The sequence below is a fragment of the Citrobacter sp. wls716 genome (assembly GCF_005280975.1).
GTDB lineage: Bacteria > Pseudomonadota > Gammaproteobacteria > Enterobacterales > Enterobacteriaceae > Citrobacter > Citrobacter youngae.
This window is the reverse complement of the sequence record NZ_SZWX01000036.1, coordinates 61,069-82,751: the sequence shown is the minus strand read 5'-3', so window position 1 is coordinate 82,751 and position 21,683 is coordinate 61,069. Positions and strand designations below refer to the sequence as shown.

Below are 21,683 nucleotides of genomic sequence, written 5' to 3'. Positions count from 1 at the left end.
ATTATCAAGTACAGATACAAAAAAAGCGCCATAAGGCGCTTTTTTCTGACAGCAGGAACTTATTTGCTGCCCGGGATGCTGAAACGCTTGTTGAAGCGATCAACACGGCCACCGGTAGCAACATCACGCTGCTTGCCAGTATAGAACGGGTGGCACTTGCTGCACACGTCGAGGTTCAGATCGTGACCGACAGTAGAGCGGATTTTAATGACGTTACCGCAAGAGCAGTTTGCAGTAATTTCTTCGTATTTCGGGTGAATATCTTTTTTCATGGGAAAACCTCGGTTTAAGGCCGCGTCGCTCTTCCAGCCCTAACGCCAGACACCACGCGATGTTAATAGTATAGGTCAGTGATACAAATTTGCATCAAAGGCGGCGAATCATACAGAAATTAACCTGCTCATGCAAACTGATCCGCATTCTACCCTCCACTAATGTGTATACTAACCCGCCAGATTTCAAGTCAGGATGATTCAATGCCCGTTGCGCACGTTGCCTTACCCGTTCCGCTACCTCGCACCTTTGACTACCTCCTGCCGGAAGGCATGAGCGCCAAAGCCGGGTGCCGTGTACGCGTGCCCTTTGGCAAGCAGCAGGAGCGCGTGGGCATCGTCCTGTCCGTCAGCGAGCACAGTGAACTACCGCGGAGCGAATTGAAAGCCGTTCTCGAAGTGCTGGACAGCGAACCGGTCTACTCGACCTCTGTCTGGCGTCTGCTGTTGTGGGCGGCGGATTATTATCATCATCCTATCGGTGACGTACTGTTTCACGCTCTGCCAATTTTACTGCGCCAGGGACGTCCGGCGACTAACGCGCCCATGTGGTACTGGTTTGCCACTGAAGAAGGCCAGGTTATTGATCTGAACAGCCTGAAGCGCTCTCCCAAACAGCAGCAGGCGCTGGCTGCGCTACGCCAGGGAAAAATATGGCGCGACCAGGTCGCTGAACTGGAATTTAATGACGCCGCATTACAGGCGTTGCGGAAAAAAGGTCTGTGCTCCCTGGCGAGTGAAACGCCAGGCTTTAGCGACTGGCGTACGCACTACGCCGTTTCCGGTGAGCGTCTGCGGCTGAATACCGAGCAAGCCACCGCTGTTGGCGCGATTCATAGCGCGTCGGACAGCTTTAGCGCCTGGCTATTAGCGGGCGTGACAGGGTCGGGCAAAACAGAGGTCTATCTAAGCGTACTGGAAAATGTCCTTGCCCAGGGCAAACAGGCGCTGGTAATGGTGCCGGAGATTGGCCTGACGCCGCAAACTATTGCCCGTTTTCGTGAACGCTTTAATGCGCCGGTCGAAGTCCTGCACTCCGGATTGAACGACAGCGAACGTCTTTCAGCCTGGCTGAAAGCAAAGAATGGCGAAGCGGCGATTGTTATCGGCACGCGCTCCTCGCTGTTTACGCCGTTTAAAAACCTCGGCGTGATCGTCATCGACGAAGAGCACGACAGCTCTTATAAACAGCAGGAAGGCTGGCGCTATCATGCGCGCGACCTCGCGGTTTATCGCGCCCACAGTGAGCAGATCCCGATTATTCTCGGCTCAGCCACCCCGGCGCTGGAAACGCTGTACAACGTGCGGCAGAACAAATACCGCATGTTGCGCCTGACGCGACGCGCCGGAAACGCACGCCCAGCCACTCAGCACGTGCTGGATCTCAAAGGTCAGCAGGTGCAGGCCGGACTCGCCCCTGCGCTTATCACCCGCATGCGTCAGCATCTGCAAGCAGATAACCAGGTAATTCTGTTTTTGAACCGCCGGGGTTTTGCCCCTGCGCTGCTGTGCCACGACTGCGGCTGGATTGCCGAATGTCCGCGCTGCGATCACTACTATACCCTGCATCAGGCACAGCACCATTTACGCTGCCACCACTGCGACAGCCAGCGCCCAATACCGCGTCAGTGTCCTTCCTGCGGCTCGACGCATATGGTTCCGGTTGGACTTGGCACCGAACAGCTTGAGCAGGCTCTGGCACCGTTTTTCCCCGGTGTGCCGATTTCACGCATCGATCGCGACACAACCAGCCGTAAAGGCTCGCTGGAGCAGCATCTGGCGGAAGTGCATCGCGGCGGCGCTCGCATTCTTATCGGCACACAAATGCTGGCCAAAGGCCACCACTTTCCGGATGTCACGCTGGTTGCACTGCTGGATGTTGACGGGGCGCTATTCTCTGCCGATTTCCGTTCGGCTGAACGTTTCGCCCAACTTTATACCCAGGTTTCCGGACGAGCTGGGCGCGCCGGGAAGCAGGGCGAAGTGGTGCTGCAAACGCACCATCCTGAACATCCGTTGCTACAAACCTTGCTGTATAAAGGTTATGACGCATTTGCCGAACAGGCGCTGGCCGAGCGACAAACACTCCAGCTTCCACCGTGGACCAGCCATGTGATCGTGCGGGCAGAAGATCATAATAACCAGCATGCGCCAATGTTCTTACAGCAGTTACGAAATCTGATTCAGGCCAGTCCGCTGTCTGATGACAAGCTGTGGGTGCTCGGCCCGGTTCCCGCCCTGGCGCCCAAACGCGGCGGTCGCTATCGCTGGCAAATTTTGTTGCAGCACCCGTCGAGAATTCGCCTGCAACATATCGTCAGCGGCACGCTGGCGCTGATCAATACGTTACCCGATGCACGTAAGGTTAAATGGGTGCTGGATGTCGATCCCATCGAGGGATAATGCCTCATGATGCGAGGCGGATCGTAAAATTAAACATCCATCACACTTTTTATGAAAATTCTGTAACCGCTTCCATTAACTATCTGATAAAAATGTTTCAGATGAAGGTTACCCAGGGACGAGTCTGTGCCAGCAGCCCTCTGGCGAGGAGAAAGAGTGAAACCGAATAAGCAGGTTGCCGCCGCTACGATGAAAGATGTTGCTCTGAAGGCGAAAGTCTCAACGGCAACCGTATCCCGCGCATTAATGAACCCGGACAAAGTCTCACAGTCAACCCGTAACAAGGTTGAGCAGGCCGCGCTGGAAGTGGGATATTTACCCCAATCAATGGGACGCAATGTTAAGCGTAATGAGTCACGTACCATTCTGGTGATTGTGCCGGATATCTGCGATCCCTTTTTTAGCGAAGTGATTCGCGGCATAGAAGTGACCGCCGCAGAACAGGGATATCTGGTGCTGATCGGCGATTGCGCGCACCAGAACCAGCAGGAAAAGACCTTCCTCAATCTCATAATCACCAAGCAGATCGATGGCATGGTGCTGCTCAGCTCGCGCCTGCCGTTTGATGCCAGCGTGGAAGAGCAACGCAACTTGCCGCCGATGGTCATGTCCAACGAGTTCGCGCCAGAGCTGGAACTGCCCACCGTGCACATTGATAACCTCACTGCCGCCTTTAACGCGATGAATTATCTGCTGGAACTGGGGCATAAGCGCATTGGTTGTATTGCCGGGCCAGAGGATATGCCGCTGTGCCACTACCGCCTGCAAGGCTATGTTCAGGCACTACGCCGCAGTGGAATTACCGTCGATCCACACTTCATCGCGCGCGGTGATTTCACCTATGAAGCGGGCGCCAACGCGTTAAAACAGCTGCTTGAGCTACCGCAACCTCCGACCGCGGTCTTTTGTCACAGCGATGTGATGGCGCTTGGCGCACTCTCTTACGCCAAACGTCAGGGCTTAAAAGTACCGGATGATTTATCTATCATTGGCTTCGATAATATTTCACTGACGGAATTTTGTGATCCACCCCTGACAACCGTCGCACAACCGCGTTTCGATATCGGACGTGAAGCTATGCTGTTACTGCTCGATCAATTACAAGGGCAGAGCGTCAGCAGTGGCTCACGTTTACTGGACTGCGAGCTAATTATTCGGGGTACTACCCGGGCACTGACGTAAAGTAAAGTGCTTTCGGACTCCCCTGTCTGGTCAAAGGCCCGTCGCTTAAGTAACATGGCGGGCTGACGAACGAATAAATACAGCGAAACGATAGTGGCACAACGAGATTATGTACGTCGCGGCCAACCGGCACCTTCGCGGCGCAAAAAGAGCACATCACGGAAAAAGCAACGCAGTACGCCAGCGGTATCCCCCGCGATGGTCGCTATTGCTGCAGCCGTACTCGTGACCTTTATCGGTGGTCTGTACTTCATTACGCATCACAAGAAAGAAGAGTCCGAGACGCTGCAAAGCCAGAAAGTCACCGGTAATGGCATCCCGCCTAAACCGGAAGAACGCTGGCGCTATATCAAAGAGCTGGAAAGCCGTCAGCCTGGCGTGCGTGCACCTACCGAACCCTCTGCGGGTGGCGAAGTGCTTAACGCCGATCAGTTGACCAATGAGCAGCGCCAGTTGCTGGCGCAAATGCAGGCTGATATGCGTCAACAGCCGACACAGCTCAACGAAGTACCGTGGAACGAACAAACGCCTGAACAGCGCCAGCAAACGCTGCAGCGCCAACGCCAGGTGCAGCAACAGCAATGGGCCAACACGCAGCAGCAGGCTCAGCAGCCGCGCCCACGGGCGACGGAACAGCCTTACCAGCAGCCACAAACGCGTACGGCACAAGCCGCACCGGTACAACAGCCGAAAGCGCAGCCAAAACCAGTGGCCCAGCAGCCGTATCAGGATCTGTTGCAGACGCCTGCGCACACCACCGCCGCGCAGCCGAAAACGCAGCCGGCCGCGCCAATAACGAATGAAACGCAGCCGCCAAAACAGACGGCGGAGAAAAAAGACGAACGCCGCTGGATGGTGCAGTGCGGGTCATTTAAAGGCGCAGAGCAAGCAGAAACCGTGCGGGCGCAGCTGGCTTTTGAAGGCTTCAACTCCCGCATTACCACCAACAACGGCTGGAATCGCGTGGTGATTGGCCCGGTGAAAGGCAAGGAAAATGCCGACAATACCATCAGCCGCCTGAAAGTTGCCGGCCACACAAACTGCATTCGACTCGCCACTGGGGGTTGAAACCCCCAAAATCTCCCCCATCTATACTTGCATTACGCCCCGTACAACTGTGCGGGGCCTGTATTCTGCATTTGTAACCAAGGGGTCTGCTCGTGACAACAATAGTAAGCGTACGCCGTAACGGCCATGTGGTAATCGCCGGTGATGGTCAGGCCACACTGGGTAACACCGTAATGAAAGGCAACGTGAAAAAAGTCCGCCGTCTGTACAACGACAAAGTCATTGCGGGCTTTGCGGGCGGGACTGCGGATGCATTCACGCTGTTTGAACTGTTTGAACGCAAACTGGAAATGCACCAGGGTCACCTGGTTAAGGCCGCCGTTGAGCTGGCTAAAGACTGGCGTACCGACCGTATGCTGCGCAAACTCGAAGCGTTGCTGGCCGTTGCAGATGAAACAGCATCGCTCATCATCACCGGTAACGGTGACGTCATTCAGCCAGAAAACGATCTGATTGCCATCGGCTCCGGCGGTCCCTACGCCCAGGCTGCAGCACGCGCTCTGCTGGAAAACACCGAGCTTGGCGCACGCGAAATTGCTGAGAAAGCGTTGGATATTGCAGGGGATATCTGCATTTATACCAACCACTTCCATACCATCGAAGAATTGAACTCCAAAGCGTAAGGATCCCCCATGTCTGAAATGACCCCACGCGAAATTGTCAGCGAACTGAACAAACACATCATCGGCCAGGATAACGCTAAGCGTTCCGTGGCGATTGCCCTGCGTAACCGCTGGCGCCGCATGCAGCTCAACGAAGAACTGCGCCATGAAGTCACACCGAAAAACATTCTGATGATTGGCCCGACCGGCGTCGGTAAAACCGAAATCGCCCGTCGCCTGGCAAAACTGGCCAACGCGCCGTTCATCAAAGTTGAAGCAACGAAATTCACCGAAGTCGGCTATGTAGGTAAAGAAGTTGACTCGATTATCCGCGATCTGACCGATGCTGCCATCAAAATGGTCCGCGTTCAGGCAATCGAGAAAAACCGCTTCCGCGCTGAAGAGATGGCGGAAGAGCGCATTCTCGACGTGCTGATCCCACCGGCTAAAAATAACTGGGGACAGTCAGAGCAGCCGCAGGAACCTTCTGCAGCGCGTCAGGCATTCCGTAAAAAACTGCGTGAAGGCCAACTGGATGACAAAGAGATCGAAATCGATCTCGCGGCCGCACCGATGGGTGTTGAAATTATGGCGCCTCCGGGAATGGAAGAGATGACCAGCCAGCTGCAGTCCATGTTCCAGAACCTGGGCGGTCAGAAGCAAAAACCGCGTAAGCTGAAAATCAAAGACGCAATGAAGCTGCTGATTGAAGAAGAAGCGGCCAAACTGGTCAATCCGGAAGAGCTGAAACAGGAAGCTATCGACGCCGTTGAACAGCACGGGATCGTGTTTATCGACGAAATCGACAAAATCTGTAAGCGCGGTGAATCCTCCGGCCCGGACGTGTCCCGCGAAGGCGTACAGCGCGACCTGCTGCCGCTGGTTGAAGGCTGCACGGTCTCCACCAAGCACGGCATGGTGAAAACCGATCACATCCTGTTTATCGCCTCTGGCGCATTCCAGGTAGCAAAACCGTCCGACCTGATCCCGGAACTGCAGGGTCGTCTGCCGATTCGTGTCGAGCTGCAGGCGCTGACCACCAGCGATTTTGAGCGTATCCTTACCGAACCGAATGCCTCCATCACCGTCCAGTACAAAGCGCTGATGGCGACAGAAGGTGTGGACATTAACTTCACCGAGTCGGGCATTAAACGCATTGCCGAAGCGGCCTGGCAGGTCAACGAAACCACCGAAAACATCGGTGCGCGTCGCCTGCATACCGTGCTTGAGCGTCTGATGGAAGATATTTCCTATGATGCGAGCGATTTGAACGGCCAAAGCATCACAATTGATGCCGAATATGTGAGCAAACATCTGGATGCGCTGGTCGCAGATGAAGATCTGAGCCGTTTTATCCTATAATCGCGTTCAATGCATTTTCATCACTGTTGATGGGGCTGATAAAGCCCCATTTTTATTGGCGCTAAATATGACTGAACAACAACAAATTAGCCGCTCACAAGCCTGGCTGGAAAGTTTACGACCTAAGACCTTACCGCTCGCCTTCGCGGCGATCATCGTCGGTACGGCATTAGCATGGTGGCAAGGGTTCTTTGATCCGCTGGTCGCTCTGCTGGCATTGATTACTGCAGGACTGCTGCAAATCCTGTCCAATCTCGCGAACGACTATGGCGATGCCGTCAAAGGCAGCGACAAGCCCGACCGCATCGGACCGCTGCGTGGCATGCAAAAAGGCGTTATTACCCAGCAGGAGATGAAGCGTGCGCTGATTGTCACCGTGGTCTTAATCTGCCTGTCCGGTCTGGCGCTGGTGGCGGTGGCCTGTCACACACTAGCGGATTTTGTCGGCTTCCTGATTCTCGGCGGCCTGTCGATTATCGCCGCGATCACTTACACCGTAGGCAATCGCCCTTACGGCTACATCGGCCTCGGTGATATTTCCGTGCTGGTGTTCTTCGGCTGGCTGAGCGTGATGGGAAGCTGGTATCTGCAGGCGCATACGTTGATTCCGGCGCTCATTCTGCCTGCTACCGCCTGCGGCCTGCTGGCAACTGCCGTGCTCAACGTCAACAACCTGCGCGATATCAACAGCGACAGAGAGAACGGCAAGAACACGCTGGTCGTGCGTTTAGGCGCTGTCAATGCCCGCCGCTACCACGCCTGTCTGCTGATGGGCACGCTGGTCTGCCTGGCGTTGTTTAACCTGTTTTCACTGCAAAGCCTGTGGGGATGGCTGTTTATCCTCGCCGCTCCGCTGCTGATTAAACAGGCGCGATACGTGATGCGTGAGATGGATCCTGCGGCAATGCGCCCGATGCTGGAACGCACCGTAAAAGCGGCATTGTTAACTAACCTGCTGTTTGTCGTTGGAATTTTCTTAAGTCAGTGGTCTCTTTAACTGACAAATATCAATTAACAATTGATGATTTTGCCAACAGTACACATAGCGCGATATACTAAAAATTCTCGCAGCAACTGAACGTTGAGCCTATGAAATACGATACATCCGAGCTTTGTGACATCTATCAGGAAGATGTCAACGTCGTGGAACCACTGTTCTCTAACTTTGGAGGACGGTCGTCGTTTGGCGGGCAAATCATCACGGTAAAATGTTTCGAGGACAACGGGTTGCTGTACGATCTGCTCGAACAAAACGGCCGTGGTCGCATTCTGCTGGTCGATGGCGGCGGTTCTGTCCGTCGTGCGCTGGTCGATGCCGAACTGGCTCGACTGGCCGTACAGAATGAATGGGAAGGTCTGGTCATCTACGGCTCAGTCCGTCAGGTAGACGATCTGGAAGAACTGGATATCGGCATTCAGGCGATTGCCGCAATTCCGGTCGGTGCCGCAGGGGAAGGTATTGGGGAAAGCGATGTACGCGTCAACTTTGGCGGCGTAACGTTCTTCTCTGGCGACCACCTGTACGCCGACAACACCGGGATAATCCTCTCCGAAGACCCGCTCGATATCGAGTAAGTAAAAAAGGCCATCAGCAAATTTGATGGCCTTTTTTTCATTCATTTGATTCGTAATGAATGACTTTAATATCATACTTTTCATTTTTTTCTTCGGCAACGACGCTCATCATCTCACGACTGGCAGGATAAGTTTCGATATAAGCATTTAATTTATCCTCAGCTATCTGAACGTCACTCTTTTGTATTCCGGTAAAAATTATTTCACTGAGTTGAAGATGGCTACCTTCATCTGAATAGCTTACAAAAAACCAGTCGCTGGATACCCTTGGAACCTGTTTAAGAGGTTTCGGTGTTAGCAGATGATAGAATAATAAATTCTGCTGTGTATAGATTTTTTCTGTAAAGATGCTCAACATGAAACAGCAATAAAGTAGCGAAATTAAAATCATAAATACAATAATAAAACCTGATTTCCTGAACTTCATATGCGGAGTTCCCGAACATAATTTGGATTCGCAACAGGTTTTATTATATCCATAAATAAAGGTAATTCCCCTGAGTAGGGTTCATGTTTCTTATCCTTATCTATTGGGTCAGGAAATAGTAAAGGAATAACGCTTTTGTTTTTAAACTTACCAACAGGGCCATAGAAGTCCCAGATACGATAAGCCTTTTCTTTCGAACAGATCTGAAGACGAGAGGTGTAATCTGCATAATTTACAGCTTGGTAAAAACCAAATAAGTTCGATACCAAATATTCAGCACTATAGCCACTATCCGTTAAATATACGTAAGGCCAAAAATCCTGCAAGGATTCGAAGCGATGTGACGTACCTAAGAATATCGATAAAGCAATACCTTGTAAGGTTCGTTCCGGTAATCCTCGTCGCACCATAAATCTACGATATATACCAGTATTAATATTTAGGCCATGAATGTTTTTGGACATACTTTGATGATAATTTACTTCATAAAATTCGCTATCACCACCACGAGCTCTTATCATTTCAAACCATAATCTTTCCGCCCCTGCTGGATTAGCATGGCCTAAATCAATCCATCCTAGATTCTCTGTATAGATAAGGCCATATTTAATATCACTGGTGATAAATCGATCCGAATTATCAATAATATCGTTTCTTTTTGTCATATCGTATTCTTTGAAATTTAAAAGTTACGATATCCTAATCTCTACATAGTAAAAAGGCATCCATTATGGATGCCTTTTTAAAGAAATCAGAATTAGACTTCTTCCATACGACCTAAAAGGGCATGCAGACGATCCTGCCAGCCGTTCTGCTGTTCTTTCAGGTTGTTGTTCTCACGCTCCAGCTCTTCACGCTGCTGCTGTGCAGACTGAACTTCCTGCGACAGTGAGTTGTTCTTTTCTTTCAGCTCTTCGATTTCCATCTGCAACAGCGTGATGGTATCAATCGCCTGCTGTACTTTTGCTTCCAGTTTCTCAAACACTTCTAATGACATCGTCATACCTCTCCTGAATTGCAAGGCGTTGATGGATAAAAATCCTCGTCCCGATAACCGGCGACGCCTTAATAAAAACGAGCGCACACTACTTAACACCGATTGTATGAAGCCGCGCCATCCCTGTCCAGCGGCATCCCGCGCAGATTGCGGTTTGCAACACTTTTAATCTTTGTCCTGGAGACACAACTGTCATAACTCTTAAGTGTTAACAGGATGATCGGTGAAATGATTCAGCTCACACTATTTTTGTATAACAAATACCGCGCAATGGCGCGAAAACGCTCATTTTGTTGATGGAGTACACACATTTTAATTTCGATATTTCTCGTTTTTGAGCGTTAACGATAAATTAACAGTGTGCCTACCGGCTCCGGGGATGTCAGTGACCTTCTCGCATACAATAAACATTAAACTCTTCAGGATCCGATTATGAGTCAAACATCAACCTTGAAAGGCCAGTGCATTGCTGAATTCCTCGGTACCGGGTTGTTGATTTTCTTCGGTGTGGGTTGTGTCGCTGCACTCAAAGTGGCCGGGGCTACTTTTGGTCAGTGGGAAATCAGTATCATCTGGGGTCTGGGGGTAGCCATGGCTATCTATCTGACCGCAGGCGTTTCTGGCGCACACCTGAATCCAGCAGTCACAATCGCACTATGGCTGTTTGCGTGTTTTGACAAACGCAAAGTCGTTCCTTTTATTATTTCGCAAATTGCCGGCGCCTTTTGCGCAGCGGCACTGGTTTACGGGCTTTATTACAATCTTTTCATCGATTTCGAACAAACGAACCATATCGTGCGCGGTAGTGTAGAAAGCCTCAATCTGGCAGGTACTTTCTCCACCTATCCAAACCCACATATCAATTTTGTGCAGGCCTTCGCGGTTGAAATGGTCATTACCGCTATTCTAATGGGGCTGATTCTGGCACTGACCGATGATGGTAATGGTGTACCGCGTGGTCCACTGGCACCGCTGCTGATCGGCTTACTGATTGCCGTTATTGGTGCATCCATGGGCCCACTGACCGGTTTTGCGATGAACCCGGCACGTGACTTCGGACCGAAACTCTTCGCCTGGATGGCCGGATGGGGTGAGATTGCCTTCACGGGTGGTCGTGATATCCCTTACTTCCTGGTTCCGGTGTTTGGCCCAATTACCGGCGCGATTTTGGGCGCATGGGCATATCGCAAACTGATTGGTCGCCATTTACCGTGCGATGTCTGCGCGATTGAAGAAAAAGACGCGGCGGCTAACACTCAACAAAAAGCTTCGCTGTAATGTGACTACGGGACAAAAATTATGACTGAAAAAAAATATATCGTTGCGCTCGACCAGGGCACCACCAGCTCCCGCGCGGTCGTAATGGACCACGATGCGAATATCGTTGCCGTTTCACAGCGCGAATTCGAGCAAATCTACCCGAAAGCAGGTTGGGTAGAACACGACCCAATGGAAATTTGGGCAACCCAAAGCTCTACGCTGGTTGAAGTTCTGGCGAAAGCCGATATCAGTTCCGATGAAATTGCAGCGATCGGTATTACCAACCAGCGTGAGACCACCATCGTCTGGGAGCGTGAGACCGGTAAACCAATCTATAACGCCATTGTGTGGCAGTGTCGTCGTACCGCAGATATCTGCGAAAAGCTCAAGCGCGATGGCATGGAAGAATACATCCGTAACAACACCGGCCTGGTGATTGACCCGTACTTCTCCGGTACCAAGGTGAAGTGGATCCTCGACCACGTAGAAGGCTCGCGTGAGCGCGCTCGTCGCGGCGAACTGCTGTTCGGTACCGTTGACACCTGGCTTATCTGGAAAATGACTCAGGGACGCGTACACGTCACGGATTACACCAACGCCTCGCGTACCATGCTGTTCAACATCCACTCCCTGGACTGGGATGACACGATGCTGGATGCGCTGGACATTCCGCGTGCCATGCTGCCAGAAGTGCGTCGTTCTTCTGAAGTCTATGGCCAGACCAACATCGGTGGTAAAGGCGGCACACGTATTCCTATCTCAGGTATCGCGGGTGACCAGCAGGCTGCACTATTCGGTCAGTTGTGCGTGAAAGAAGGGATGGCGAAGAACACCTACGGTACTGGCTGCTTCATGCTGATGAATACTGGCGAGAAAGCCGTTAAGTCAGAAAATGGACTTCTGACCACTATCGCCTGCGGACCGACCGGGGAAGTGAACTACGCGCTGGAAGGTGCGGTATTTATGGCTGGCGCATCCATCCAGTGGCTGCGCGATGAAATGAAACTCATCAGCGATGCATTCGACTCTGAGTATTTCGCCACCAAAGTGAAAGACACCAACGGCGTATATGTTGTTCCGGCGTTCACCGGTTTGGGTGCACCGTACTGGGACCCGTATGCACGCGGCGCCATCTTCGGCCTGACCCGTGGCGTAAACTCCAACCACATCATCCGTGCAACGCTTGAGTCTATCGCTTATCAGACGCGTGACGTGCTGGAAGCGATGCAGGCTGACTCCGGTATTCGTTTACACGCCCTGCGCGTCGATGGCGGTGCGGTCGCCAACAACTTCCTGATGCAGTTCCAGTCTGACATTCTGGGTACCCGCGTAGAGCGTCCGGAAGTCCGCGAAGTCACCGCATTAGGCGCAGCATATCTGGCCGGTCTGGCTGTCGGCTTCTGGCAGAATCTGGATGAGCTGCAGGAAAAAGCGGTCATTGAGCGTGAGTTCCGCCCAGGCATCGAAACCACCGAACGTAACTTCCGTTACAGCGGCTGGAAAAAAGCGGTCAAACGCGCTCTGGCGTGGGAAGATCACGACGAGTAATACGTCATTGCCGGATGGCAACTTTGGCTTATCCGGCAATCTCTTCGTGCGGGGGCAACCCCGCACACACATCAATAATATCGTCCCCTCCCCTGTGCTACACTTCGCGCCATTCCTTTCAGCTACGAGTTTGCAATGAGACGAGAACTTGCCATTGAATTTTCACGCGTGACCGAAGCGGCCGCGCTGGCTGGCTATAAATGGCTGGGCCGCGGCGATAAAAATACCGCTGACGGCGCGGCGGTGAACGCCATGCGTATTATGCTCAACCAGGTCAACATCGACGGCACCATCGTGATTGGCGAGGGTGAGATTGATGAAGCGCCGATGCTGTTTATCGGTGAAAAAGTCGGGACCGGTCTTGGTGATGCGGTCGACATCGCCGTCGATCCTATCGAAGGCACACGCATGACAGCCATGGGTCAGGCCAACGCGCTGGCTGTACTGGCCGTTGGCGATAAAGGCTGCTTCCTGAATGCGCCAGATATGTACATGGAAAAGCTGATTGTCGGCCCTGGCGCAAAAGGGTCTATCGACCTGAACCTGTCGCTGGAAGCCAACTTGCGTAACATTGCTACCGCGCTCAACAAACCGCTCAGCGAACTGACCGTTACCATCCTGGCAAAACCACGCCATGACGAGGTTATTGCCGGGATGACAAAACTGGGCGTACGCGTCTTCGCCATTCCTGACGGCGACGTGGCGGCCTCGATTCTGACCTGCATGCCAGACAGCGAAGTTGACGTGCTGTACGGCATTGGTGGCGCGCCGGAAGGTGTCGTCTCTGCCGCCGTTATCCGCGCTCTGGATGGCGACATGCAAGGCCGCCTGCTGGCTCGCCATGACGTCAAAGGCGACAGCGAAGAGAACCGTCGTATCGGCGAACAGGAGCTGGCTCGCTGCGCCGCGATGGGTATTGAGGCAGGTAAAGCGCTGCGTCTGGATGAAATGGCCCGCAGCGACAACGTTATTTTCTCCGCGACCGGGATCACCAAAGGCGATCTGCTGGAAGGGATTAGCCGCAAAGGTAATATTGCCACCACCGAAACACTGCTGATCCGTGGGAAATCACGTACGATCCGTCGTATTCAGTCCATCCACTACCTCGATCGCAAAGATCCGGATGTACAGACGCATATCCTGTAATTGATTTGATCAATAGAGCCTTCCAGCCCATCTGGGCTGGAAATCTTTCGTGCAACGAACGAAGATAAGGCAATCACAGCAGACAGGAGAAAACCATGGCAGATTGGGTAACAGGCAAAGTCACGAAGGTACAGAACTGGACCGATGCCTTATTTAGTTTGACCGTGCGAGCTCCGGTTCTTCCCTTCACCGCAGGTCAGTTTACCAAGCTCGGCCTCGAAATCGACGGCGAGCGCGTCCAGCGTGCCTATTCCTACGTGAATGCGCCTGATAACCCCGATTTAGAGTTTTACCTGGTGACGGTTCCCGACGGCAAACTCAGCCCTCGGCTGGCGGCGCTAAAGCCAGGTGATGAAGTCCAGGTGGTGAGTGAGGCCGCTGGCTTCTTCGTACTGGATGAAGTCCCTGATTGCGAAACGCTGTGGATGCTGGCAACCGGTACCGCTATCGGCCCATATTTGTCGATTCTGCAGTTGGGCAAAGACTTGGATCGTTTTAAAAATCTGGTGCTGGTCCATGCCGCCCGCTATGCCGCCGATTTAAGCTATCTGCCGTTAATGCAGGGCCTGGAAAAACGCTACGAAGGTAAATTACGTATCCAGACGGTTGTGAGCCGTGAAACCGCCGCAGGTTCATTAACCGGGCGAGTTCCGGCGTTGATTGAGAGCGGCGCGCTGGAAGCTGCTGTTGGGCTACCCATGGATACAGCAACCAGTCATGTGATGCTCTGTGGTAACCCGCAAATGGTACGCGACACGCAGCAACTGCTGAAAGAGACCCGGCAAATGACCAAACACCTGCGCCGTCGACCGGGCCATATGACCGCAGAGCACTACTGGTAAGAACGTTTCAATGCCCGGTAAACACCCGGGCATTTTGCCGGATGGCGCGGCCTACGAGTCAGCTCTGTACTTTACGTCCTGCGTATCCTTACCATATTTATTTGCGTCCTGGGTGCCAATGAACGCCCCCAGATCGATAAGCATACCAACCAGAATCAACGTTGGAACAAAGCGGCCTACCGCCCATTGCCAGACGCCGGGTAATATCGCCCAATTTCCGGCCAGCAGCATCCACGCCAGAATCATCAACAGCGCCCACGCGCCGGAGCGACCCCGATCATGCAGACGTTTTACTGTGACTGCAGCCGTCGGCCACAGCAGACAAACCAGACAAAATGCCGCCGTCTGGATATCGAGCAATTGTTTACTCGCCAGCGAGAACAGAACCAGCATCCCGACTATCCACAAGCCTATCCAAATCCAGAAATCACGGCGACCAAGACGCCCTTTAAATGAGAATAACCACTGCTGTATGGTCATGTAAGTTCCTTTATTATTACCTTCCAGAACAGTTTACCCTTTTGACAAGCCCGACGGTTACCGTTTTAATCGTGAGCAGTGAGAATGAAAGGTACGATTGATGAAGCAAGGATTTACACTGTTTTTATTATTGTTTTCAGCCATGTCCGTGAATACAGCGGCGCTGGCGGAAGAGCCATCGACGGCAACCACGGCCCCCTATTTACTGGCGGGTGCGCCGACCTTTGACCTGTCGATTAGCCAGTTTCGCGAAAACTTTAATACGCAGAATCCGAAGCTTATTCTGAATGAGTTCCGTGCCATCGACAGCAACCGCGATCGGGCAAATCTCACCCGCGCGGCCAGTAAAATTAATGAAAACCTGTATGCGTCCTCCGCCCTTGAGCGCGGCACCTTAAAAATCAAAAGTATGCAGATAACCTGGCTGCCGATTCAGGGGCCAGAACAAAAGGCGGCCAAAGCGAAAGCGCTGGAATACATGACCGCCGTCATCCGCACCGTCGCGCCGCTGTTGACGAAAGAACAGAGTCAGAAAAAGTTGCAAAAACTGCTCGCTGCCGGCAAAGGTAAGCACTATTACGCCGAAACGGAAGGCGCAATCCGCTATGTTGTTGCAGATAACGGCGAAAAGGGGCTGACCTTCGCTGTTGAACCGATTAAGCTGGCACTATCAGAAAGTCTTGAGAAGGCGAATTGATGACAAAAAGCAAAGCCTTTCCGCAGATGAATCTCTATACTGTTTCACAGACCATGCTGCCCTGACGGGCGGCCATCTTCCTTAATTCGCTGACAAGCGTGGAGAAATGAAATGCGACATCCTTTAGTGATGGGTAACTGGAAACTGAACGGCAGCCGCCACATGGTAAACGAACTGGTTGCAAACCTGCGTAAAGAACTGGCTGGCGTTGCTGGCTGTGCAGTAGCAATCGCTCCGCCGGAAATGTATATCGACCTGGCGAAACACGCCGCTGCCGGTAGCCACATCATTCTGGGCGCGCAGAACGTTGACCTGAACCTGTCTGGCGCATTCACCGGTGAAACTTCTGCTGAAATGCTGAAAGATATCGGCGCGCAGTACATCATTATCGGTCACTCTGAGCGTCGTACTTACCACAAAGAGTCTGACGAGCTGATCGCGAAGAAATTCGCTGTGCTGAAAGAACAGGGTCTGACCCCGGTTCTGTGCATCGGTGAAACCGAAGCGGAAAACGAAGCGGGCAAAACTGAAGAAGTTTGTGCACGTCAGATCGACGCAGTGCTGAAAACTCAGGGCGCAGCAGCATTCGAAGGCGTGGTTATCGCTTACGAACCTGTATGGGCTATCGGTACCGGTAAATCTGCAACGCCTGCTCAGGCTCAGGCAGTCCACAAATTCATCCGTGACCACATTGCTAAAGCTGATGCGAAAATCGCTGAGCAAGTTATCATCCAGTACGGCGGTTCTGTAAACGCAGCAAACGCCGCAGAACTGTTCGCTCAGCCGGACATCGACGGTGCGCTGGTTGGCGGTGCTTCTCTGAAAGCAGACGCCTTCGCAGTCATCGTTAAAGCAGCAGAAGCCGCTAAACAGGCCTAAGTTGTTAAAAGGGGAGCATCGCTCCCCTTCTTATACCCGCTTTACCAGTATCCCAGCCAGTGCCACCAGAAGGCCCCCGTGACACCCCAGATGGTCAGGTTGACCACACTCATCACCAGCCCCGTTTTCCACCACTCCGCCAGCGTGACATAGCCCGAACCAAAGATAATAGGCGCAGTACCCGTGCCATAGTGCGTGAGTGACATCATCAAGGAGGAGGAGAAGCCCAGCATCAGACCGAGCAGCGCCGGTGGAGCACCGAGGCCTAATCCGGCAGCAAAGAAAGCCGCGAACATGGCCGTGATATGTGCAGTGGTACTGGCGAAAAAGTAGTGTGAATAGACATAAAGCAGGATCAGCAGCAGCGTGGCGATACTCCAGTGCACGCCGAGATGGTCAATTGCGCTACCAACACTCGTCGCCAGCCACCCCACCAGACCCAGTTTGCTCAGGAAATCCGCCATCATAACCAGTGCGGCAAACCAGACTATCGTATCCCATGCACCGCGGCATTTAAGGATATCGTCCCAACTCAATACCCCTGTCACTAACAGAACAGACAAGCCAATGAGCGCCGCGCTGGTGGGGTTAACGGCCCAGGTACTGCCCATCAGCATGGCAGGAACACCTGCCCACAGGCAGAGCAGCAAAGCGAAAACCGCGAGGGTGATTTTTTCAGCCAGCGACAACGGACCGAGTGCCCCCAGCTTTTCCCGGGCAAACTCTGGCGCATTCGGCGTGCGTGTAATAGCGGGCGGATAGAGCCACCAGATGACAATAGGCATCACGACCAGTGAGACAACGGCAGGAAGAAGCGCCGCAATCGCCCACATTCCCCAGGTCATATTCAGCACCCCATCCGTCCCTTTGGTCAAGAAACTCACAATAAGCGGGTTTGGCGCGGTAGCGGTAATAAACATTGCCGAACTGATCGGGTTAATGTTGTAGTTCACCAGAGCCAGATAACGACCTGTAGCACCGTTCTCTTTGTCACCGGGTTGAGAACCCAGACTTTCCGCAATCGCCCGCATCACTGGGTGAATAATACCGCCGCCGCGTGCGGTATTGCTTGGCGTAACGGGTGCGATCAGCGTTTCTGCCAGCGTTAGCGCCCACGCGATACCCAACGTTCTTTTGCCAAACAAAGCAATAAACCCATAGCCGATACGCGCGCCCAGCCCCGTTTTCAACAGGCTTTGCGACAACATAATCGAGATGCCGATCAGCCAGATAAGCTGGTTGGAGAAACCACTTAACGCATCGCTCAGCGCCGCGGTGGGTTTACCGGGATGCGTCACGCCGGTCATGGCTACCAGCATAATTGCCACAATCGCAATCGCGCCGATAGGCATCGCTTTACCAATAATTGCCGCGATAGTACCGATAAATAACGCCAGCAGATGCCACGCCTCGGGGGTGACATCTGCTGGACATGGGATAACAAACCAGATGGTCAGCGTAATAACAATCGAGATGATGGCAGGCCAACAGCGGATGGGGGTCAATCTGTCCATGAATCAATCCTTGAGTTTCCAGCACGCAATTATGCGCTCAGGTATTAACCAATATCGGTGCGCATAATACAATTCACCCACTCACAAAACAAAAAATTAACATTCTGATGCAACTATAATTTCCCCAACACGCTAAACCACAGATAATCCAGCGGCAGCAGTATCAGATACGTTGCCGCCGCCAGCGCGATACACAGCAGCATTCCAGCTCTTGCCGGTACTTTTCCTAACGCCATTGCCACCACAATCGGTGATGCCTGATACGGCAACAGTGGTGTGGAATAGCCCAGTACCTGAATCATAATCACCGAGAGTAGCGGGAAACCGGTCGCATCTGAAAAGCTTTGTGCCAGTGTGGTATACAGTGCTGGAACGCCGTTCGCCGTCATGATGAAATTGAGCGCGGTGGTAATGCCGGTCAATGCAAGGAAGCTGGTAAACGGTTTGTCCGCATCCAGCGGCATCACCTGTAACAGCGCCTCGCCTACCGCGCTACCGATACCGGTCTGTGTCACGGTGATGGCCAGCCCCAGAATACCCGCCACGTAAATGCAGGTACGGATATTCACCCCACTGGAAAATTCTTCGCCATTAATAAATCCTACGCGCGGCAACAGCGTAATCACCGCCGCCACCAGCCCGGTCCACGCGGGGCCAATGCCGTGCCAGCTTTCGCTTACCCAAAGAAGCAACACCACCGCTAACATCCAGGCCAGACGTTTTTCATCTCCGCTCATCGGTTCCGACGGCGTGAGATCGCGCGGCGCATGGGGCTTGCCAGGGAACAGCCAGCAGATAAGCACGATGAGAACCGCGCCTTTAAGCCAACCCAGAACCGGCGTATGCAGCAGCAAATAGGGAAGATAATTCAAGTGGATGCCGTAAGAGCCTTCCGCAGCGCCGCTCATCACCAGATTCGGTACGTTAGCGGGTAAAATCGTCGCGGAAAGCTGGAACGTCCCAAACCCAACGGCCAGCGCCAGACCATACCAGGCGCGCGTGCCGTCGTTAATTCCAGCCCGTTTCGCCATCGCCGCCACAATCGGCATCAGCAGCGCAATACGTCCCATGTTGGACGGCATGACGAACGCCAGCGCGTAACTCAATAGCACTACGCTTGCGACCATTAATGGCCAGGAGTCTGTCAGCCTTGACGACAATGCCCTCGCCGCCCGGTCCGCCAGCCCCGTTTTACGAATCGCGATACCCAGCACAAAACCACTGAAAACCAGCCAGAACGCCGATGAGGCAAAGCCACCAAAGATGACATCCGGTGGCGCGATTTTGGCCACCATCGCCACGGCAAAGAACAGCAGCGCCGTGATAAATTCCGGCAACAGCGACGTAGCCCAGAGCAGAATGGTGATGCCAACCACCAGAGAGGGGATAAACAGAGGGTGTGTAAGCCAGAGCGACATGCCTGTCTCCTGTTGTTTTTTTCAACAAGAATACGGGGACAGGCATGCGGAGTAAACGCCAGATTAGGTGGGGTTAACGCAGAATATCACATTGATGATCCTGAATTTCCTCAGCGGAGGCGAGATTGAGCGCCAGCAGATTGCGCTGGGTCGCCAGCAGAACAAAGGATTCGTCGCTTTGACGCACCATTGCCAGGGCGTAGCGGCCCATATGCTCGCGCGCATCCGGCACCTCCTCTGCCAACATCATAAACGGGCTGCGTTGCGCCAGTTCATTTTCCGTGACGCGGCGCGCCAGATATTCATGCCCGCGCAATCCGCCGGGCAATGGCAACCAGCGAGTGCTGATTTCCGCTATATTATCATCCAGTTGCGTTCTGACGTCGGTTCGCAGACAGGAGATATGAATATGCAAATGATTTTGCGTACGTCCGCTACGCGAGTTAATGGTCAGCGAGACCGCTTTGTCAGGGATTTCGTGCCCGTATTTTTGGCTCATAAAGCTGCGCGCCTGCCAGGCCAACCAGAAAAAGTTCGGCGTGCCTGATTTCAACAGCAGTGGGCTTTCCGTACCATTGATACGGTAAGTGGGCATCAACAGATATTGCAGCGGACCGTTTCGGTCTTTGAATACCACATATCCGGCATCGGGTTTAACTTCAGTACACGGCGCGGGATCGTGCTGCTGCAATTGATGTGGCAGGCATTGTTCAAGGACTATCTGGCGTAACGCGTCCGGGTTACCGCTAAATTTCCAGTACCCAACGCCCGCAGCGGCGGCAACCACCATAACCGCCAGTAAAAGATAACCTGCTTTTTTCATTACGCGTTCCCTGTATCCCATTGAGGCGCAAGAGTAACGCAAAACGATGACAAATAAAAAACCCGGTCGCGCTAAGCCACCGGGTCGGTAAATCACAGACTTATTTAGCGTTTGCTGATCTGGTCGAACGTACCGCCGTTAGAAAAGTGCTCTTTCTGCGCTTTCGTCCAGCCGCCAAACTCTTCGTCGATGGTGAACAGCTTCAGCTTCGGAAATGCATTTTCGTATTTCTTCGCGACGTCTGCATCACGTGGACGATAGTAGTTTTTCGCTGCAATTTCCTGACCTTCCGGGGAGTAGAGATACTTCAGATAAGCCTCTGCCACCGCTTTGGTATCTTTCTTTTCCACCACTTTGTCGACGACGGAAACGGTCGGCTCCGCGAGAATAGATTCACTCGGCGTCACTATCTCGAATTTATCTTTACCCAGCTCGTTCGTTGCCAGCAGCGCTTCGTTTTCCCAGGCGATCAGCACATCACCGATACCGCGTTCTACGAAGGTATTGGTTGAACCACGCGCACCGGAATCCAGCACTTCAACGTTTTTAAACAGTGCTTTGACGAAGTCCTGCGCTTTGGCCTGATCGTTGTTGTTGTGGTGCAGGGCATAGCCCCATGCCGCCAGATAGTTCCAGCGTGCGCCGCCTGAGCTTTTCGGGTTTGGTGTAATCACTGACACGCCCGGTTTGATCAAATCGTTCCAGTCATGAATTTGTTTGGGGTTGCCTTTGCGGACCAGGAACACGATGGTGGAGGTGTAAGGCGCGGAGTTGTCCGGCAGGCGCGTAATCCAGTTTTTATCAATTCGACCACGTTCAGCAATGGCATCCACGTCGTATGCCAGTGCCAGCGTCACGACATCGGCTTCAATGCCGTTGATGACGGAAGTCGCCTGTTTACCCGAACCACCATGCGACTGGCGGATCACGACGTTGTCGCCCGTTTCCTGCTTCCAGTGCGCGCTGAAGGCTTTATTGTACTGCTCGTACAGTTCACGCGTTGGATCATACGATACGTTAAGTAACTGAATATCCTTTGCCAGTACGCTGGTCGATGCCAGCAATAATGTTAACCCTACGCCCCATGTGTTCATCGCCCAGCTCTCTTATGTGATGTTGTGATGAGCAAAGCGTGCCAGAAAGGCATCCAAACATTAAAGAATAAAAAAAGATTTGCTATAACTCTGG

22 protein-coding genes are annotated in these 21,683 nt (G+C 52.9%); 13 read left to right on the top strand and 9 right to left on the bottom strand.

Annotated elements, in window-relative coordinates; translation table 11 throughout:
• Nucleotides 1–59: 59 nt before the first annotated feature.
• Nucleotides 60–272 carry a 50S ribosomal protein L31 gene (gene rpmE / locus FDX24_RS13105; protein ID WP_003028810.1) on the bottom strand — a complete coding sequence of 71 codons (213 nt, stop codon included), beginning with the start codon at nucleotides 270–272 and terminating at the stop codon, nucleotides 60–62.
• Between the two features lie 204 nt (nucleotides 273–476).
• On the opposite strand from rpmE, the gene priA reads away from it, so the two are divergent.
• The 7 genes from priA to rraA all read left to right on the top strand — a co-directional run bounded on the left by priA (nucleotide 477) and on the right by rraA (nucleotide 8,464).
• Entirely contained in the window at nucleotides 477–2,675 is a 2,199-nt protein-coding gene (gene priA / locus FDX24_RS13100) for a primosomal protein N' (RefSeq protein ID WP_137364417.1), read from the top strand.
• 156 nt (nucleotides 2,676–2,831) lie between these two features.
• Complete coding sequence (gene cytR / locus FDX24_RS13095; RefSeq protein ID WP_003825179.1) at nucleotides 2,832–3,857, top strand: DNA-binding transcriptional regulator CytR; 1,026 nt, start codon at nucleotides 2,832–2,834, stop codon at nucleotides 3,855–3,857.
• Nucleotides 3,858–3,950: 93 nt separating this feature from the next.
• Nucleotides 3,951–4,925 (top strand): cell division protein FtsN, encoded by a 975-nt coding sequence (gene ftsN / locus FDX24_RS13090; RefSeq protein ID WP_075551463.1) that lies wholly within the window; start codon nucleotides 3,951–3,953, stop codon nucleotides 4,923–4,925.
• Between the two features lie 92 nt (nucleotides 4,926–5,017).
• Nucleotides 5,018–5,548, top strand: a complete 531-nt coding sequence (gene hslV / locus FDX24_RS13085) for an ATP-dependent protease subunit HslV (protein ID WP_003028805.1) — start codon at nucleotides 5,018–5,020, stop codon at nucleotides 5,546–5,548.
• Between the two features lie 9 nt (nucleotides 5,549–5,557).
• Entirely contained in the window at nucleotides 5,558–6,889 is a 1,332-nt protein-coding gene (gene hslU, locus FDX24_RS13080; protein ID WP_003028803.1) for an HslU--HslV peptidase ATPase subunit, read from the top strand.
• Nucleotides 6,890–6,956: 67 nt separating this feature from the next.
• Complete coding sequence (gene menA, locus FDX24_RS13075; RefSeq protein WP_048213993.1) at nucleotides 6,957–7,886, top strand: 1,4-dihydroxy-2-naphthoate polyprenyltransferase; 930 nt, start codon at nucleotides 6,957–6,959, stop codon at nucleotides 7,884–7,886.
• Nucleotides 7,887–7,978: 92 nt separating this feature from the next.
• On the top strand, nucleotides 7,979–8,464 hold the full coding sequence (rraA, locus tag FDX24_RS13070) for a ribonuclease E activity regulator RraA (RefSeq protein ID WP_003028798.1): 486 nt from the start codon (nucleotides 7,979–7,981) through the stop codon (nucleotides 8,462–8,464).
• Between the two features lie 37 nt (nucleotides 8,465–8,501).
• On the opposite strand, the gene FDX24_RS13065 is transcribed toward rraA, so the two are convergent.
• From FDX24_RS13065 to zapB, 3 genes are all read right to left on the bottom strand, one after another.
• The gene (locus FDX24_RS13065; RefSeq protein WP_048213996.1) at nucleotides 8,502–8,891 is read right to left on the bottom strand and encodes a hypothetical protein; all 390 of its coding nucleotides are present in this window, start codon (nucleotides 8,889–8,891) and stop codon (nucleotides 8,502–8,504) included.
• Entirely contained in the window at nucleotides 8,888–9,556 is a 669-nt protein-coding gene (locus tag FDX24_RS13060) for a hypothetical protein (protein ID WP_137364416.1), read from the bottom strand. Before FDX24_RS13060 ends, FDX24_RS13065 begins: the two co-directional genes overlap by 4 nt.
• A gap of 92 nt (nucleotides 9,557–9,648) precedes the next feature.
• Nucleotides 9,649–9,894, bottom strand: a complete 246-nt coding sequence (gene zapB, locus FDX24_RS13055) for a septal ring assembly protein ZapB (protein WP_019077914.1) — start codon at nucleotides 9,892–9,894, stop codon at nucleotides 9,649–9,651.
• A 426-nt stretch (nucleotides 9,895–10,320) separates the two neighbouring features.
• Here zapB and FDX24_RS13050 point away from each other — a divergent pair, with 426 nt between their 5' ends.
• From FDX24_RS13050 to fpr, 4 genes are all read left to right on the top strand, one after another.
• Nucleotides 10,321–11,166, top strand: a complete 846-nt coding sequence (locus FDX24_RS13050) for an MIP/aquaporin family protein (RefSeq protein ID WP_048213998.1) — start codon at nucleotides 10,321–10,323, stop codon at nucleotides 11,164–11,166.
• Nucleotides 11,167–11,187: 21 nt separating this feature from the next.
• A complete protein-coding gene (gene glpK, locus FDX24_RS13045; RefSeq protein ID WP_048213999.1) occupies nucleotides 11,188–12,696 on the top strand; it encodes a glycerol kinase GlpK in 1,509 nt (502 codons plus the stop codon).
• A 135-nt stretch (nucleotides 12,697–12,831) separates the two neighbouring features.
• Entirely contained in the window at nucleotides 12,832–13,842 is a 1,011-nt protein-coding gene (gene glpX, locus FDX24_RS13040; RefSeq protein ID WP_061066970.1) for a class II fructose-bisphosphatase, read from the top strand.
• Nucleotides 13,843–13,937: 95 nt separating this feature from the next.
• On the top strand, nucleotides 13,938–14,684 hold the full coding sequence (fpr, locus tag FDX24_RS13035) for a ferredoxin--NADP(+) reductase (protein WP_137364415.1): 747 nt from the start codon (nucleotides 13,938–13,940) through the stop codon (nucleotides 14,682–14,684).
• Between the two features lie 51 nt (nucleotides 14,685–14,735).
• On the opposite strand, the gene FDX24_RS13030 is transcribed toward fpr, so the two are convergent.
• Nucleotides 14,736–15,164, bottom strand: coding sequence for a DUF805 domain-containing protein (locus FDX24_RS13030; RefSeq protein WP_137364414.1), 429 nt, complete (start codon nucleotides 15,162–15,164; stop codon nucleotides 14,736–14,738).
• A gap of 100 nt (nucleotides 15,165–15,264) precedes the next feature.
• On the opposite strand from FDX24_RS13030, the gene FDX24_RS13025 reads away from it, so the two are divergent.
• Both FDX24_RS13025 and tpiA read left to right on the top strand, forming a co-directional pair.
• Nucleotides 15,265–15,861: a YiiQ family protein gene (locus tag FDX24_RS13025; protein ID WP_137364413.1), complete on the top strand. Its 597-nt coding sequence runs from the start codon at nucleotides 15,265–15,267 to the stop codon at nucleotides 15,859–15,861.
• Nucleotides 15,862–15,972: 111 nt separating this feature from the next.
• On the top strand, nucleotides 15,973–16,740 hold the full coding sequence (gene tpiA / locus FDX24_RS13020) for a triose-phosphate isomerase (protein ID WP_003028783.1): 768 nt from the start codon (nucleotides 15,973–15,975) through the stop codon (nucleotides 16,738–16,740).
• Between the two features lie 41 nt (nucleotides 16,741–16,781).
• Here the strand turns inward: tpiA and FDX24_RS13015 are convergent, their stop codons facing one another.
• The 4 genes from FDX24_RS13015 to sbp all read right to left on the bottom strand — a co-directional run bounded on the left by FDX24_RS13015 (nucleotide 16,782) and on the right by sbp (nucleotide 21,589).
• Nucleotides 16,782–18,254: a DASS family sodium-coupled anion symporter gene (locus FDX24_RS13015; RefSeq protein ID WP_061066967.1), complete on the bottom strand. Its 1,473-nt coding sequence runs from the start codon at nucleotides 18,252–18,254 to the stop codon at nucleotides 16,782–16,784.
• 113 nt (nucleotides 18,255–18,367) lie between these two features.
• The gene (locus tag FDX24_RS13010; protein WP_137364412.1) at nucleotides 18,368–19,672 is read right to left on the bottom strand and encodes an SLC13 family permease; all 1,305 of its coding nucleotides are present in this window, start codon (nucleotides 19,670–19,672) and stop codon (nucleotides 18,368–18,370) included.
• A gap of 73 nt (nucleotides 19,673–19,745) precedes the next feature.
• The gene (locus tag FDX24_RS13005; RefSeq protein WP_048214005.1) at nucleotides 19,746–20,495 is read right to left on the bottom strand and encodes a CDP-diacylglycerol diphosphatase; all 750 of its coding nucleotides are present in this window, start codon (nucleotides 20,493–20,495) and stop codon (nucleotides 19,746–19,748) included.
• Nucleotides 20,496–20,599: 104 nt separating this feature from the next.
• Complete coding sequence (gene sbp / locus FDX24_RS13000) at nucleotides 20,600–21,589, bottom strand: sulfate/thiosulfate ABC transporter substrate-binding protein Sbp (RefSeq protein WP_137364411.1); 990 nt, start codon at nucleotides 21,587–21,589, stop codon at nucleotides 20,600–20,602.
• Nucleotides 21,590–21,683: the final 94 nt, after the last annotated feature.